This window comes from Pedococcus sp. P5_B7 (assembly GCF_054049895.1).
The window spans coordinates 71,874-86,318 of sequence record NZ_JBFULM010000001.1 but is presented as its reverse complement, the minus strand read 5'-3'; the positions used below and the strand labels follow the sequence as shown (position 1 = coordinate 86,318).

The following is a 14,445-nucleotide window of genomic DNA, read 5'->3' as shown; positions in this document are numbered from 1 at the left end:
GGCCATGCGCGTGCGCGGGGGCGGACGACGGTATGCCGCGGGGGCCGGGCTCGCGCTGTTGTTCGCCTCCGCAGCGCTCGTCCTCGGCGCCTCGAGTGCCGTCGCCGCCGCGCCGGACGACCTGGCCACCCGGTTCCACGTCGACATCACCGCCAACCAGGACGGCTCGCTCGACGTCGTCGAGAACATCACGTGGCACTTTCCGCAGGGCGAGGACCGGCACGGCATCGAGCGCTTCGTCACGGTGCGGGTCGGCTACCAGGACCGCGCCGACACCTATCGCGAGTACCCGCTGTCCCACGTATCGGCCACTTCGCCCTCGGGGGCGCCGGCCGACGTGTCGGTGACCGACGCCACCGACGGCTCGGCGATGCGCATCCGGGTGGGCCGGGCCGACGAGACGGTGAGCGGCACGCAGACCTACGTGGTGCGCTACCACCTGGACGCCTACGTCAACGGCTTCACCGACCACGCGGAGGTCTACTACAACCTGGTCGACGCCTCCGACGACAACGTCTACGAGGACGTCAGCGCCACCGTAACCGGACCGGGGGCCAGCGACCGGGCCGAGTGCTTCATCGGGGAGTTCGGCTCGACGCAGCGCTGCACTGCCACGCCGGGCGCCAGCGCCCAGTTCAGCGCGCCCAAGGCGGGGGCCGGCCAGGGTGTCTCCATCCTGGCGTCGCTGCCGATCGACGGGTTCGGCTCGCTCGACCCCGTGCTCCACGAGGGGCAGGTGTCGGACGACGGCCAGATCGTCACCTCGACCACGTCCAAGGCACTCGGCGCCCTGGCGGCGGGAGCGGGAGTCACGATCCCGCTGCTGGCTGCCGCTCTGATGGGCGTGCTCGTCTACACCCGTGGCCGCGACGAGCAGTACGCCGGGCTCACGCCCGGGCTCAGCCCGGTCGTGGGTGAGGACGGCCAGGTCGTCCAGGGTCGCAGGGGTCCGATCGCGGTGCGGTTCACCCCGCCGGACGGCGTGCAGCCGGGACTCGTGGGCACGGTCATCGACGAGACCGCCAACACGATCGACGTCTCCGCCACGATCATCGACCTCGCCGCCCGTGGACACCTCACCATCGCCGAGGAGGAGGGTGGCTTCCTCCAGGGGAAGGACTGGCGGCTGACCCGCACCACCCCCACGGCCGAGCAGTCCCGCACCGCGCTGCTGCCCTACGAGGAGGCGCTCCTCGTGGGGCTCTTCGAGAACGGCCCCACGCGCACCCTGTCCAGCCTCAAGAACCACTTCAAGCCGACGCTGGACCGGGTCGAGGAGCTGATGTACGACGAGGTCGTGCGACGGGGCTGGTTCCGCCGCTCGCCCGAGGCGCAGCGGACGACCTGGACGGGGCTCGCCGCCGTCCTGGTCGTCGGCTCGTTCTTCGGTTTCGTCTGGCTGGGCGGCCCGCTGTCCGACCTCGGGGCCGGCGCCGGCCTGCCCATCCCGCCGGCATTCATCCTGCTCGGGGGCCTGGTGGTGGCCGGTGCCATCGTCGGCATCCTCGGGCAGCGGATGGCCGCCCGGACCGCCGAGGGCAGCGCGGTCACGGCCCAGTCCGAGGGCTTCAAGAAGTACCTCGTGACGGCCGAGGCATCCCAGATCAAGTGGGAGGAGGCGCAGGACATCTTCAGCCGCTACCTCCCCTATGCGATCGTCTTCGGCGTGGCCTCGCAGTGGGCCGGCACCTTCCGCCAGGTCGCAGAGTCCGCGGCCGCTGCAGGACACTCGCTCACCCCGCCGCTCTGGTACGTCGGCTCGGGTGCGTTCGACTACGACGGGGTCGCCCGCGACATGGACTCGTTCGCGACGACCGCGGGGGGCACCTTCACGAGCACGCCCGGCAGCTCCGGCGGGTCGGGCTTCTCCGGAGGCGGTGGCTTTTCCGGGGGCGGCGGGGGTGGCAGCTCGGGCGGTTCCTGGTAGCCGCGCCGGCGCCGGCGCTACCGGGACGCCGGCCCCAGGCACAGGTATGCCGGCCCCAGGCACAGGTATGCCGCGTGCGGACGTCCGCACGCGGCATACCTGTGGCTGGGCTCAGTTCTTGAACGCGTCCTTGACCTTCTCGCCGGCCTGCTTGAGGTCGGCCTCGGTCTGGTCGGCCTTGCCCTCGGCCTCGAGGCGCTCGTTGTCGGTCACCTTGCCGGTGGCCTCCTTGGCCTCGCCGGTGGCCTTGTCCTTGGCGTTGTCGAGCTTGTCATTCAGTCCCATGTGGGGCCTCCTCTGTCGGATGCGAACGGATGAGTCGTGCTTCGCGACAGCAGCCGCTTCTTGACCGCCTGCCCTTCGACCGTAACCCGAAAACGACATTTCCGCAGGTCAGGGGTCCGGTGAATCGTGAATCCGGCCCACCCGAGGCTGAGCTGTCCGAGGCTGAGCTGTCCGAGGCTGAGCTACCCGAGAACGAGGATGAGGTCGCCGCCCTCGACCTGCTGCTGCGTGCCGATGGCCAGCCGCTGCACCGACCCGGCGACGGGAGCGGTGATGTTGGCCTCCATCTTCATCGCCTCGATGGTGGCCACCACGGCGCCGGCCTCGACGGTGGCGCCCTCCTCGACCGCAAGGCTGACGACCCCGGCGAACGGTGCCGCGACCTGGCCCTTGGCCGACGGGTCGGCCTTCTCGGCGGCCTTGACGTCCACCGCGATCCGCTCGTCGCGCACCTGCACCGGGCGCAGCTGGCCGCCCATCGTGAACATCACGGTGCGCATGCCGCGGTCGTCGGCGTCCGACACCGACTGGAGGCCGAGCAGCAGGCGCTTGCCGGGCTCGAGGTCGATCTCGTGCTCGAACCCGACCTCGAGCCCGTGCAGGAACTCCCGGGTGCCGAGGACGGCCAGGTCGGAGTAGGCGTCCCGCGACTTCTCGAACTCGGTCGTCGGACCGGGGAAGAGCAGCCGGTTGAGGGTGTGCCGGGGGTCGGCCTGGAGGGCAGCCCGGTCGTCGTCGCCGAGCTCGGTGACGCGCGGCTTGGGGGTGCGCCCCTCGAGGGCCTTGGTGCGGAACGGCTCGGGCCAGCCGCCGGGCGGGTCACCGAGCTCGCCCGAGAGGAAGCCGATCACGGAGTCGGGGATGTCGTACTTCGTCGGGTTGGCCTCGAAGTCGGCCGGGTCGGCCTTGGCTCCGACCAGGGCCAGCGCGAGGTCACCCACGACCTTGCTGCTGGGTGTCACCTTGACGATGTTGCCGAGGATGCGGTTGGCCGCGGCATACATGTCCTCGACCTCCTCGAAGTGGTCGCCGAGACCCAGCGCGATGGCCTGCTGGCGCAGGTTGGAGAGCTGGCCGCCGGGGATCTCGTGTGTGTAGACGCGACCGGTGGGGGAGGGCAGGCCGGACTCGAACGGGAAGTAGAGCTGCCGCACGGCCTCCCAGTAGGGCTCGAGGTCGTTGACCGCCCTGAGGTCCAGCCCCGTGGCGCGGGGGGTGCCGTCGGTGGCCGCGACGAGGCTCGACATGGGTGGCTGGGACGTGGTGCCCGCCATCGCGGCGCTCGCGACGTCGACGGCGTCGACCCCCGCCTCGATGGCGGCCAGCAGGGTGGCCAGCTGGCCACCGGCGGTGTCGTGGGTGTGCAGGTGGACCGGCTGGTCGAACCGCTCGCGCAGGGCCGTGACGAGGGTGCGGGCCGCGGGGGCGCGCAGCAGCCCGGCCATGTCCTTGATGGCGATGACGTGCGCCCCGGCCTCGGCGATCTGCTCGGCCAGGTGGAGGTAGTAGTCGAGGGTGTAGAGCTTCTCGTCGGGGCTGGTGAGGTCGCCGGTGTAGCAGAGCGCGACCTCCGCGACGGCCGTGCCCGTGGCCCGCACCGCCTCGATCGCCGGGCGCATCTGGTCGACGTCGTTGAGGGCGTCGAAGATGCGGAAGATGTCGATGCCGGTGCTGGCCGCCTCGGTGACGAAGGCGTCGGTGACCTCGGTCGGGTAGGGCGTGTAGCCCACCGTGTTGCGTCCGCGCAGGAGCATCTGGAGCGGGAGGTTGGGCATCGCCTCGCGCAGGGCCGCGAGCCGGTCCCAGGGGTCCTCCGCGAGGAACCGCAGCGCGACGTCGTAGGTCGCCCCGCCCCAGGCCTCGACCGACCACAGCTGGGGCGTGAGCCGGGCGACATGCGGGGCCACGTGCATGAGGTCGCGGGTGCGCACCCGGGTGGCCAGCAGCGACTGGTGGGCGTCGCGGAAGGTGGTCTCGGTGACGGCGACCGCCTCCTGCGCCCGCAGCTCCTCCGCGAAGCCCTGTGGGCCGAGGCGGAGCAGCCGGTCGCGCGCGCCGGGGGGCGGGGGAGTCGACCGGTCGATGGCCGGCAGCTTGGCGCGCGGCGAGACCCGCGTGCGGCCCGGACCGTGCGGTTGGTTGACGGTGACGTCGGCGAGGTAGGTGAGCAGCTTGGTCCCGCGGTCGGCCGGGATCCGCGCGGTGCGCAGGTCGGGGCGCTCGTCGATGAACGAGGTCGAGAGCCGGCCGGCCTGGAAGTCGGGCTCCTCGAGCAGGGCCTGGAGGAAGGGGATGTTGGTCGAGACCCCGCGGATCCGGAACTCGGCCAGGGCGCGGCGGGCCCGCCGGACCGCCGTCGGGAAGTCACGGCCGCGGCAGGTGAGCTTGACCAGCATCGAGTCGAAGTGCGCGCCGATCTCGGCCCCCACGAAGACGGTGCCACCGTCGAGCCGGACGCCGGCCCCACCGGCGGAGCGGTAGGTGGTGATGCGACCGGTGTCGGGGCGGAACTCGTTGGCCGGGTCCTCGGTGGTGATGCGGCACTGGAGGGCGGCGCCGCGGATCTGCAGGGTGTCCTGTGAGAGCCCGAGGTCGGCCAGGGTCTCGCCGCTGGCGATCCGCAGCTGGGAGCTCACGAGGTCGACGTCGGTGATCTCCTCGGTCACGGTGTGCTCGACCTGGATGCGCGGGTTCATCTCGATGAAGACGTAGCGGCCGTCGGGGGAGAGCAGGAACTCGACGGTGCCCGCGTTGACGTAGCCGATCTCCTTGGCGAAGGCGACGGCGTGGGCGCACATCCGCTCGCGCAGCTCGGGGTCGAGGTTCGGGGCCGGGGCGATCTCGACGACCTTCTGGTGGCGCCGCTGGACCGAGCAGTCCCGCTCGAACAGGTGGATGACGTTGCCCTCGCCGTCGGCGAGGATCTGCACCTCGATGTGGCGGGGCTTGACCACGGCCTGCTCGAGGAAGACGGTCGGGTCGCCGAAGGCCGACTCGGCCTCACGCATGCAGGCCTCGAGCGCCTCCCGCAGGTCCTCGCGTCGCTCGACCCGCCGCATGCCTCGGCCCCCGCCGCCCGCGACGGCCTTGGCGAAGATCGGGAAGCCGATCTCCTCGGCCGCGGCGACGAGGGTGTCGACGTCGGTGCTGGGCTCGGCGCTCTCCAGCGTGGGGAGCCCCGCCTTCTTGGCCGCCGCAATGGCCCGGGCCTTGTTGCCGGTGAGGTGCAGGACCGAGGCCGGCGGGCCGACGAAGGTGACGCCGGCGTTGGCGCAGGCCTCGGCGAGGTCGGGGTTCTCGGACAGGAAGCCGTAGCCGGGGTAGATCGCGTCGGCCCCGGCCTCGACGGCCGTCCGCACGATCGCCTCGGGGTCGAGGTAGGCGCGGACCGGGTGGCCCTGCTCGCCGATGCGGTAGGCCTCGTCCGCCTTCAGCACGTGCTCGGACTTGCGGTCCTCGTAGGGGAACACGGCGACCGTCTTGGCGCTGAGCTCGGTGGCGGCGCGGAACGCGCGGACCGCGATCTCACCCCGGTTCGCGACGAGGACCTTGCTGAACACTTGACCTCCAGGTGGTCGGCACCCGGGAGGTGGTGGGAGCCGGCGAAGTTCGAGGAGCACGGGGGACGGGCAGGGTGCCCCGATCCTAGTGAGGTCCCGACAAGTGAGACGGCCCGCCCGCGATGCGGACGGGCCGACCCAGGGGTATGCCGCGGGAGTCAGTTCGCGACGGTGAACCGCTCGCCGCGGTGGCGCGGCTGCTCGAGCTCGTCGACCAGGGCCACCGCGTAGTCCTCGGCGCTGATGGAGTCGCCGGCCGGGGAGTCCAGGGCGACGAGGTAGCTGCCGGTGCGCTCGCCGGGCGCGATCACCGGGGCCGGCGACACGAAGGTCCAGTCCAGGTCCTCCGGAGCCGCCCGGAAGAGCTCCAGGGCGGCTGCGCCCGAGGTGGCCTCGGCGGCATACTCCGGCGGGAAGCCGGGGGTGTCGAGCAGGCGGGTGCCCTCGGGGGTGAGCAGCGAGCCGGCGCCACCCACGAAGAGCACCCGGGCCCCGACGGCGTGGTCCACGAGGTTCCGGACGGAGTCGAGCCACGGCTCGTGGCTCTCGCCGGTCCGGCTCGGGCCGGTCGCGGAGAGGACGACGTCGTGGCTCGTCGCGGCTTCCTTGACCGTGGTCTCGTCGGCGAGGTCGCCGGTGGCGGCCGTGACGCCGGACGGCAGCTCGCCGCCGCGGCGGGTGTAGCCGGTGACCGCGTGGCCGCGCGCGACGGCCTCGGCGGCGATCCGGGAGCCGACCATGCCGCTGGCGCCGAACAGGGCGATCTTCAGCTGGGGGGTCTTCGTCATGGTGATGCCTTTCATCGGACTGGGGGTTGCTGGGTCGGCTCGACAGTAACTATTGGTAACTGAGCACTTCAACGTGCTATAAGTACCTCATGGTTACCAAGCGTGCAGTCTTCGAGCGGGGCGACGCCTTCGACCCCGACTGCCCCACGCGGGTGGTGCTCGACCGGATCGGTGACAAGTGGACGGTCCTGGTGATCGGCGCCCTCGTCGACGGTCCGCTGCGGTTCACCGCAGTGCGCCAGCGCGTCGGTGGGGTGGCGCCCAAGGTGCTCACCCAGACCCTGCGCGCGATGGAGCGCGACGGGCTGCTCACCCGGACGGTGTTCGCGCAGGTGCCACCGCGGGTGGACTACGCGCTCACCGATCTGGGGGTCTCGCTGGGTGGACCCATCGCCGTGCTCACGGACTGGGCCGAGGCCCACGTCGGCCAGATCGTGGCCGCCAGGGACGATTTCGAGGCGCAAGGAGCGTAGGTTGGGCGACCGGTCGCGCCTGCAGCCGCCGCCCCCACGCTCCCCGCTCGAGGAGATCCCCCGTGACCGGCATCGCACGACGCCTGGCCCATCGCCCCGCCCGCCGTGCCGCAGCCCTGGCTGCAGTGGCCCTGGCCCTGACAACGCTGACCGGCTGCACCGACGGGGCGGACCGAGCGGGAGGTCCGACCGGGGCCGGGTCCACCACGAGCTCGGCGGCCACGACCTCGACGGCCCTGCCGACCACGAGCACCACGACCACCCGTCCGACCACCACCACCCGGACGGCTCGTCCGTCGGCGTCGCGGACGAAGCCGGCCACGAGCACACCGCGGGCCACCCCGAAGCCCGCTCCGACGCCCACGCCGGAGCCCGCTCCGAAGCCGGCACCCAAGCCGGCACCCAAGCCACCGTCCGGTGGGGGTGTCGCGGGGCAGGTCCTGTCGCTGGTGAACTCCGAGCGGTCGAAGGCGGGCTGCGGTGCGGTCCGGGCGAACTCCGCGCTCCAGAGCGCCGCGCAGCGACACAGCGCCGACATGGCCGCAAAGGACTACTTCTCCCACACCAGCAAGGACGGGCGCACCTTCGCCGACCGCATCCGGGCGGCGGGCTACCGGGGCAGCACGATCGGCGAGAACATCGCCGCGGGGCATACCACCGCGTCTGCCGTGATGAAGTCGTGGATGGCCAGCTCCGGACACCGGGCGAACATCCTCAACTGCTCGTTCACGGCCCTCGGGGTCGGCCATGCCACCGGCGGTTCGTACGGCCACTACTGGACCCAGGACTTCGGGGGCTGACGGCGGTTGCCTGAGCCGCGTGGTTGACCGAGCCGTGGTTGACCGAGCCGCGGTTGACCGAGCCGCGGTTGACCGAGCCGCGGGTGCCCGCTGTACGCCCGCGACCCGGTCGGTTGCTCCGCTCAGAGGTCGAGCGGTCGCAGCACCTCGGAGATGCCGTGGGCGATCTGGGCGTTGCCCTTGTTGAGGTTGGCCCGCACGACCAAGGGGTTGCGGTCGCTGGGGTCGGCGTCCACGAGCGTGACGACGCACCGGCCGACCACGTCGACCTGGACGGTGCCACCGGACGCCGTGGTGAGGGTCGCGCCGTCGGCAGCCAGCGCCTGGCGGTAGGTGACCGTCGCCCCGGGGACGACGTGGTAGAGCAGCACCGCCTCGACGGTGTCGATGCCCAGGGAGGCGACGTCGGCGAAGACCGCTGTCTCCGAGCTGTAGTGCTTGCCGGTGAGGTCGGACGCGAGGTGGCGGAAGGCCCGGTCGGTGGGCAGGAACGCCGTGAGGGCGACCGTCCCGTCGGCCAGGACCCCGACGGCCGAGCCCGGCTTGGCAGTCAGTACTGCCGTGACCGCGTTGTCGACGATGTCGAAGTCGTTCCAGTTGCGGTCGAAGCCGGATCCGTCCCGGGCGAGCAGCGCGGCCAGGCTGCGTGTGCCCGTGGCGGAATGGTCCCACCCGTGTGCCGAGGCGGATGGTGCTCCGGCCAGGGCGGCCGTGCCGGCGAGGCCGAGGGCCGCCACCGCTGTCATGAAGCGTCGAGCGAACATGCTTGTCCTCCAGAAATCCACTGCGGTGTGGTGGTCCCGGACGCACGGTCACCGCTGGCCGCACCTCCGGACCCTGCGCCGGGGATTCGGCACCACCGGGGGCCTGGATTGGACAAACCTTGGACAAGGCTGGCCGGGAAATGCGTGCGGGCCCGTCGGCGTTGGACGGTAGGCTGTGAGAGCAGCACCAACTGAACAGTGGACGTGTGAACACCCCTGCACTCGCAGGAGCACGGGGGTGATCGGTTTCGACATTGGTCGGCATTTCAGGGGAAGCGGGTCGAGGATGCCCGGTTATCTCGTTAACGATCCTGGCAAACCAATAGGTGCCGATTCCAAGCGCACCGACTTCGCCCTCGCCGCCTGAGCGAGCTCCGAAGTCCGTCAGCCTGAGCTAGTTCTCGACTCAGTGTCTGGCGTCAGCTAGAGAACTTGCTGCGCAGTCATGTCGGGGGACTGCGCGGGACTCTTACTCGACTGGGCCTGTCAGTGGACGTGTGCGTGCGAGCACTGGGGCCGAGAAAATCCACAGCGCACTGCACCCGGAGAAGTCCTGGATTCCCGTCAGTGGACGCGGGTTCAATTCCCGCCACCTCCACCACCGCGGTGTTCACCCGTCAGTTCAGCCCCGGAGCCCGGTCGTTCGCGACCGGGCTCTCGTGGTGCCCGGGGCGCGGTCACGCGCGGTCGCCGACCCCGCGGCATACTGGCATCGCCGCAGGCCAGTGGGTATGCCGCCGGGCCGGCTTTGCGAGGATGGGCTCATGCTGCGCGACGACACCCCCGCCGAGGAGCGGATCGGCTCCCGCGACCTGACCGACTGGCGCACCCCGGCGGGTCGTCGCCTCGCGGACTGGGTCGTCGGGCACGCGGTCGACCTCGCACGGTGGAGCGCCGCGCACCTCGTCCTCGTCGTGACGGCCCTGGTCGGGGGAGCCGTCGCGGTCGCACTCACCGCGGTGGCGGCCGAGGTCTACGACGCGGTCACCGAGGCCGACGGCATCGCGGGGCTGGACCAGCCCGTCCTCGACCAGGCCATCGCCTGGCGGTCGCCCGGGCTGGCCCACGCGGTCACGCTGTACACCGACGTCGGTGGCCCGGTGGGGATGCCGATCGTGGCCACCGTGCTGACGCTCCTGATGGTCTGGCGGTGGCGCTCGCGCACCCCGCTGGTGCTCGTGCTGATCGCGGCCGCGGGCTCGCTGGCCATGACGACGACCGGCAAGGCGCTGATCGGGCGGGCCCGTCCGCCCTTGGCACAGGCCGTGCCGCCCTACGAGACCTCACCGAGCTTCCCGAGCGGCCACACCCTCAACGCGACGGTCCTCACCGCGGTCCTCGTCTACCTGCTGCTGCGACGGCTCGACTCGGCGTGGGCGCGCACCACCGCGGTCGCCGTCGGGGCGGTCTTCGTCCTGACGATGGGACTGTCCCGCGTCTTCCTCGGGCACCACTGGCTGACCGACGTGGTGGCGGGTTGGGCGCTCGGGCTCGGGTGGGCGGCTGCGGTGGTCACGGCGCACCGGTTGTTCCTGACGGTGCGCCGCGTGGCGCCGCGGGAGAGCGTCGAGCCGGCGCCGGTCGGCTGAGGTCGGGTCAGGCGAGGTCGGCGACCCAGTGGTCGCCTTCCTCCCGGAATCCCAGCCGGGCGTAGTAGGGGTTGACCATGCCCGGGGGCGTGACGATCTGGCGGATCCCCTTGCCGCGGAACAGTCCGCTGCTCCGATAGACGAACTCGCCGGGGGAGAAGTCGCGGAAGCGCGGCGTCACGTAGTCGAGCTCCACCTGGGCCACGCCGTCCCCGGCGTCGCGGACGACGACGGCGCCGACCGTCTCGTTGCCGCGCTCGACGAGGTACGCGCTGCGGCCCGCGCCCAGGGCCCCGGCGTCGAACTGCGGGAAGTACTTGCGGATGTCGGCACCCTGCACCTTGAGGAAGTGCTGGAGGTACGACTCGTCCGGTCCGACCGCGACGACCTCGTAGACCGACTCGTCGCCCCGCTCACGCAGCAGCTTGGTGATCATCCAGATGTTGATGCCCGCGGTGACGGTGTTCATGGCGACCATCGGCCACACGTGCAGCAACGCGTTGAACACGATGAGCGTGCAGCTCGCCGTCAGGTTGAGGATCCGGAAGCGCAGCACGCGCTGCTGGAGGAGGGAGAAGATGAGCAGGGCGGAGCCTGCCCATCCCAAGGCCTGGATGGACCACGACGTCATGGGTGCAGTCTGCCAGCGCCCCTGCCCGCGTGGTTCACCCGTGCAGCAGGTCGGGCGGCGCGGGCGGCGCGGGCTGCCTGAGCAGCTTGGTCGCGAGGTAGCGACCGTTGGCATCGGACCGGTGCACGGCAGTCGGCACCCTCTCGACCACGTCGACCCCGAGCCCTTCGAGCTGGGCGACCTTGTCGGCGTTGTTGGTCAGCAGCGCCACCCGGGTCACGCCGAGCGCCCTGAGCATCTGGGCGGCGGCGGTGTAGTCGCGCGCGTCCTCCTCGTAACCGAGGGCGAGGTTCGCCTCGAAGGTGTCGAGCCCCTCGTCCTGGAGGACGTAGGCGTCGAGCTTGGCGTAGAGGCCGATGTCGCGTCCCTCCTGCCGGAGGTAGAGCAACAGCCCGCCCTCCTCGGCCAGGCGGTGGAGGGCCTCGTCGAGCTGGGGGCCGCAGTCGCAGCGTCGGCTGCCCAGGACGTCACCGGTGAGGCACTCGCTGTGCACCCGGGTGAGTGGAGGCCGCTCGAGCGTGGACTCGGCCACCGGCCGATGCGCCCAGCCACCCAGCCCGAGGGCGAGGTGCTCGCGACCGTCGTGCAGGCCGGTGAAGGTGAAGGCCCGCGCGGTCGTGTGGAGGCCGTCGGCGAGGGTGAGGGGGATGCTCACCTGCGCACGGATCGTGGCGTCACGAAGACCCATGGCGTCCACCCGTCCGGCGCTGGTCGAAGCGCGGTGAGAGGGCGTAGCGCAGCAGCGCCACGTCGCCGATGTGGCGCACCTCCACGAGGTCTGCCCGACGGCCGGGCGACCAAGGAAACTGGGCGTCGCCGACGAACCGGCGGGCGCGGGAGTCGCCCACGAACAGGGGCGCGACCGCGAGCTGGAGCTCGTCGGCGAGGTCCTCGCTGAGCAGCTGCGTGAGTACCGAACCACCGCCTTCCACCATGAGCCGCCCCACCCCCCGCCGCGCCAGGTCCTCACCGACCCAGCGCAGCGTCACGGGGTCGCCGGCGTCGACGACGGTCGCCGCACCGTCGAGGCGGGCACGGGCGTCGTCCACCGCGCTCGTGTGGCAGTAGACCAGCTTCTCGACCTCGCCAGGGGCGAAGAACTCGGCCCCGGGGTCCAGGTCGGCACCGTTCGTCACGGTGACCTTCACCGGTGACGGCGGGCAGCCCCTGGCGACGCGGTCCGCTCGCCGCTCTGCTGAGCGGACCAGCAGGCGGGGGTTGTCATTGCGGATCGTGGCGGCCCCGACGAGGATCGCGTCGCACCGGGCCCGCTCGGCGTCGACCCGGTCGAAGTCGGCCGCGTTGGAGAGCTCCAGCCGGCCGGGTGTGGCGCTGTCGAGGTATCCGTCCATCGACATGCTGCAGCTGAGCAGGGTGTAGGGACGGTCAGCCACGGGCGACCTCCTCGGCGACGCGACCGACAGCCGGACGTGGCCGCGCTCGCCCGCGGGCCACCACCAGCACGGCCGCACCGGGAAGGCTCGCGACGAGGACGAGCACGCCGTACACGACGGCCGTGGACAGGCCGGCTCCTGCGCCCAGTCCCGCAGCTCCGAAGACCCACGCCGCAACTCCCTCCCGCGGACCCCACCCGGCGATGTTCACCGGGATCCCCATCGCGATGAGCACGACGAACGCCAAGGGCACGAGCCGGGTCGCCGAGGCGGTCGACCCGGCCGTGCGTGCCGCCACGAGGAAGGTGAGCACGTGACCCGCGACGGCCAGCGCCGACGCGAGGGCAACGAGCGGCCCGGTGCGACGGGCGAGCACACCGCGGCGGACTTCGCCCATCCACGCGGACCCGAGCCCGTCCCGGCCGCGCCGCCGACCCGACCGTCCTGCGAGGCCCACGCAGAGGGCGATGACGACGACGGCCGCCCACGCCCAGGCGACGGAGGACCGCACCGGCGAGGGCAGCACCGACAGGGCCACGAGGGCCATGCCGGCCTGCACCACCTGACCGGCGGACCGCTCCATGAGCACGGACCTGAGGCCCCTCGCGGCACTGCCCGTGCGGCGACCGTGGCGCACACCCCGGTGCACGTCGCCGAGGACGCCACCCGGGGTTGCCGTGTTGAGGAACTGCGAGCGGTAGCACGCGGCCACCGCCGTTCGAAGCGGGACCTGCGCACCGAGGGCGGCGGCCACGAGGCTCCACCGCCAGGCACAGCAGAAGGTGGTCAGGGCGGTGAGGACGAGCGCCGCAGCCAGCGCCCGTGCGTCGATGGCGCCGACCGCGCGCACTGACTGCTCGACCCCCAGCCGCCACACCAGGAAGCCGAGGACGGCCCCGCCGCCGAGCCGTCGCGCCAGTGGGGAGCGGGCCAGTCGGCGCGCCGTCGTCGCCAGCCCGTCCGCGGCGCGCGCCGGGTCGCCGGAGCGTTCGGTCAGCGTCATGGCGCGCCCCTCGAGATCAGGTGGAGTTCGGTGTGGCCCTGCACCCAGACCTACGTATGCCGCGTGGCTGCGGTTCACCGGAGCGCCCCGTCCACGGGGTGGGGCGTCTCGTCCCGGCCGACCGCGCCCTGGGGCGAGCGCCCTCCCGCGACCTCGGACAGCACGTCGGAGACGCGACGTGCAGTGGCCGACCACGGCTCCAGGGTGGTGCTGCGCTCGCGTGCTGCCGTGCGCAACCGGTCCCGCAGGGTCGCGTCGTCGAGCCAGGACCGCAGGGCCGTCCCGAGGCCGTCGCCTGCGGGGTCGACCAGGAGTCCCGGGCGACCGGTGCCGGGGACGGTACCCATGGCCTCCGCGACGCCGCCGACCGCGGTCGACAGCACAGGCAGCCCTCGCGCCAGCGCCTCTGTCACGACGAGACCGTACGTCTCGATCCGTGACGCCACGACGACGAGGTCGGCGGCGGCATACTCGCGATCCAGCGCTGCGCCGGCCAAGGGGCCGGCGAAGGTGACGCGGTCGGTGAGGCCCGCCTCCCTGCATTTCTCGCGGAGGTGAGCGACGTGGTCGGGGGCGAGGTCGAGGGCGCCGGCGATCACGAGCCGCCACGAGCGGTCGCCCAACGACGCGAGGGCCTCGAGCAGCTCGGTGTGGCCCTTGGCCGGCACCACTGCCGCGACGCTGAGCAGCGCGCTGCCCGACGAGGTGCCCGTCGCGGGGTGGGTCCGGTCGGCTCCCGGTCTCGCCACGTGCAGCCGGTTGCGGTCGAGGTCGTAGGAGGCCAGGAGCCAGTGCGTCGTCCAGCGGCTCGTGGTCAGGACCGCTGCGGCAGCCTGGAGGACCAGCCGTTCGCCCTCGGCCGCCGCAGACTTCGCCTCACCCGGGCTCCGGCCGGCCGCCTCGACCGCGAGGGGGTGTCCGAGCGGGAGGTGCACGAGCACGACGAGCCGCAGCCGCCGTGCCGCTGGCAGGAGGACGGCGGGGTTCCCCGAGGCGACCAGTCCGTCGAGGAGGACCACGGCCCCCAGCGGCAGGGACGCCAGGGTGCGGGTGAGGCCGGCCAGGCTGCTCGCGTCCGGATGGGGCCAGCGCCCCGGGAGCGGGTGCAGGCGCACCGCCCACCCGAGGTCCTGCAGGCCCGCGCAGACGCGGCGGTCGTAGGTGTTGCCGCCGCTCGGACGGGCTGGGTCGTCGACAGAGTCCGGGACGACGACGTGCACCGTCCTCACGG

General features: G+C 72.3%; 13 protein-coding genes and 1 other RNA gene. 5 read left to right on the top strand and 9 right to left on the bottom strand.

The window, feature by feature from the left end; all coding sequences use genetic code 11:
- The first annotated feature begins 4 nt into the window (after positions 1-4).
- Positions 5-1,927, top strand: coding sequence for a DUF2207 domain-containing protein (locus ACXJKD_RS00445; protein WP_457252360.1), 1,923 nt, complete (start codon positions 5-7; stop codon positions 1,925-1,927).
- 111 nt (positions 1,928-2,038) lie between these two features.
- Here ACXJKD_RS00445 and ACXJKD_RS00440 read toward each other — a convergent pair whose 3' ends face one another.
- The 3 genes from ACXJKD_RS00440 to ACXJKD_RS00430 all read right to left on the bottom strand — a co-directional run bounded on the left by ACXJKD_RS00440 (position 2,039) and on the right by ACXJKD_RS00430 (position 6,560).
- On the bottom strand, positions 2,039-2,212 hold the full coding sequence (locus ACXJKD_RS00440; RefSeq protein ID WP_457252359.1) for a CsbD family protein: 174 nt from the start codon (positions 2,210-2,212) through the stop codon (positions 2,039-2,041).
- A gap of 182 nt (positions 2,213-2,394) precedes the next feature.
- On the bottom strand, positions 2,395-5,772 hold the full coding sequence (locus ACXJKD_RS00435; protein WP_457252358.1) for a pyruvate carboxylase: 3,378 nt from the start codon (positions 5,770-5,772) through the stop codon (positions 2,395-2,397).
- A gap of 158 nt (positions 5,773-5,930) precedes the next feature.
- Positions 5,931-6,560, bottom strand: a complete 630-nt coding sequence (locus ACXJKD_RS00430) for an NAD(P)-dependent oxidoreductase (RefSeq protein ID WP_457252357.1) — start codon at positions 6,558-6,560, stop codon at positions 5,931-5,933.
- Positions 6,561-6,649: 89 nt separating this feature from the next.
- Here ACXJKD_RS00430 and ACXJKD_RS00425 point away from each other — a divergent pair, with 89 nt between their 5' ends.
- Both ACXJKD_RS00425 and ACXJKD_RS00420 read left to right on the top strand, forming a co-directional pair.
- On the top strand, positions 6,650-7,033 hold the full coding sequence (locus ACXJKD_RS00425) for a winged helix-turn-helix transcriptional regulator (protein WP_457252356.1): 384 nt from the start codon (positions 6,650-6,652) through the stop codon (positions 7,031-7,033).
- Between the two features lie 62 nt (positions 7,034-7,095).
- On the top strand, positions 7,096-7,833 hold the full coding sequence (locus ACXJKD_RS00420; RefSeq protein WP_457252355.1) for a CAP domain-containing protein: 738 nt from the start codon (positions 7,096-7,098) through the stop codon (positions 7,831-7,833).
- A gap of 122 nt (positions 7,834-7,955) precedes the next feature.
- On the opposite strand, the gene ACXJKD_RS00415 is transcribed toward ACXJKD_RS00420, so the two are convergent.
- The gene (locus ACXJKD_RS00415; protein WP_457252354.1) at positions 7,956-8,597 is read right to left on the bottom strand and encodes a fasciclin domain-containing protein; all 642 of its coding nucleotides are present in this window, start codon (positions 8,595-8,597) and stop codon (positions 7,956-7,958) included.
- A 234-nt stretch (positions 8,598-8,831) separates the two neighbouring features.
- Here ACXJKD_RS00415 and ssrA point away from each other — a divergent pair.
- Together ssrA and ACXJKD_RS00405 are read left to right on the top strand one after the other, a co-directional pair.
- Positions 8,832-9,198: a transfer-messenger RNA gene (gene ssrA, locus ACXJKD_RS00410) on the top strand.
- A gap of 163 nt (positions 9,199-9,361) precedes the next feature.
- On the top strand, positions 9,362-10,186 hold the full coding sequence (locus tag ACXJKD_RS00405) for a phosphatase PAP2 family protein (RefSeq protein WP_457252353.1): 825 nt from the start codon (positions 9,362-9,364) through the stop codon (positions 10,184-10,186).
- Between the two features lie 7 nt (positions 10,187-10,193).
- Here the strand turns inward: ACXJKD_RS00405 and ACXJKD_RS00400 are convergent, their stop codons facing one another.
- The 5 genes from ACXJKD_RS00400 to ACXJKD_RS00380 all read right to left on the bottom strand — a co-directional run bounded on the left by ACXJKD_RS00400 (position 10,194) and on the right by ACXJKD_RS00380 (position 14,443).
- Positions 10,194-10,817: a hypothetical protein gene (locus ACXJKD_RS00400; protein ID WP_457252352.1), complete on the bottom strand. Its 624-nt coding sequence runs from the start codon at positions 10,815-10,817 to the stop codon at positions 10,194-10,196.
- A 34-nt stretch (positions 10,818-10,851) separates the two neighbouring features.
- On the bottom strand, positions 10,852-11,505 hold the full coding sequence (locus ACXJKD_RS00395; RefSeq protein WP_457252351.1) for a GTP cyclohydrolase II: 654 nt from the start codon (positions 11,503-11,505) through the stop codon (positions 10,852-10,854).
- Positions 11,492-12,211, bottom strand: a complete 720-nt coding sequence (locus ACXJKD_RS00390; protein ID WP_457252350.1) for a RibD family protein — start codon at positions 12,209-12,211, stop codon at positions 11,492-11,494. The genes ACXJKD_RS00395 and ACXJKD_RS00390 overlap by 14 nt, the downstream gene beginning before the upstream one ends.
- Positions 12,204-13,214: a lysylphosphatidylglycerol synthase transmembrane domain-containing protein gene (locus ACXJKD_RS00385; protein ID WP_457252349.1), complete on the bottom strand. Its 1,011-nt coding sequence runs from the start codon at positions 13,212-13,214 to the stop codon at positions 12,204-12,206. The genes ACXJKD_RS00390 and ACXJKD_RS00385 overlap by 8 nt, the downstream gene beginning before the upstream one ends.
- Before the next feature lie 74 nt (positions 13,215-13,288).
- Positions 13,289-14,443, bottom strand: a complete 1,155-nt coding sequence (locus ACXJKD_RS00380) for a glycosyltransferase family 4 protein (RefSeq protein ID WP_457252348.1) — start codon at positions 14,441-14,443, stop codon at positions 13,289-13,291.
- Positions 14,444-14,445 lie beyond the last annotated feature (2 nt).

Bases quoted from the DNA above. Each gene is read 5' to 3' on its own strand.
- ACXJKD_RS00395 (WP_457252351.1), bottom strand. From the start codon at position 11,505: ATGGGTCTTCGTGACGCCACGATCCGTGCGCAGGTGAGCATCCCCCTC.
- ACXJKD_RS00405 (WP_457252353.1), top strand. From the start codon at position 9,362: ATGCTGCGCGACGACACCCCCGCCGAGGAGCGGATCGGCTCCCGCGAC.
- ACXJKD_RS00440 (WP_457252359.1), bottom strand. From the start codon at position 2,212: ATGGGACTGAATGACAAGCTCGACAACGCCAAGGACAAGGCCACCGGC.
- ACXJKD_RS00400 (WP_457252352.1), bottom strand. From the start codon at position 10,817: ATGACGTCGTGGTCCATCCAGGCCTTGGGATGGGCAGGCTCCGCCCTG.
- ACXJKD_RS00385 (WP_457252349.1), bottom strand. From the start codon at position 13,214: ATGACGCTGACCGAACGCTCCGGCGACCCGGCGCGCGCCGCGGACGGG.
- ACXJKD_RS00445 (WP_457252360.1), top strand. From the start codon at position 5: ATGCGCGTGCGCGGGGGCGGACGACGGTATGCCGCGGGGGCCGGGCTC.
- ACXJKD_RS00425 (WP_457252356.1), top strand. From the start codon at position 6,650: ATGGTTACCAAGCGTGCAGTCTTCGAGCGGGGCGACGCCTTCGACCCC.
- ACXJKD_RS00415 (WP_457252354.1), bottom strand. From the start codon at position 8,597: ATGTTCGCTCGACGCTTCATGACAGCGGTGGCGGCCCTCGGCCTCGCC.
- ACXJKD_RS00430 (WP_457252357.1), bottom strand. From the start codon at position 6,560: ATGACGAAGACCCCCCAGCTGAAGATCGCCCTGTTCGGCGCCAGCGGC.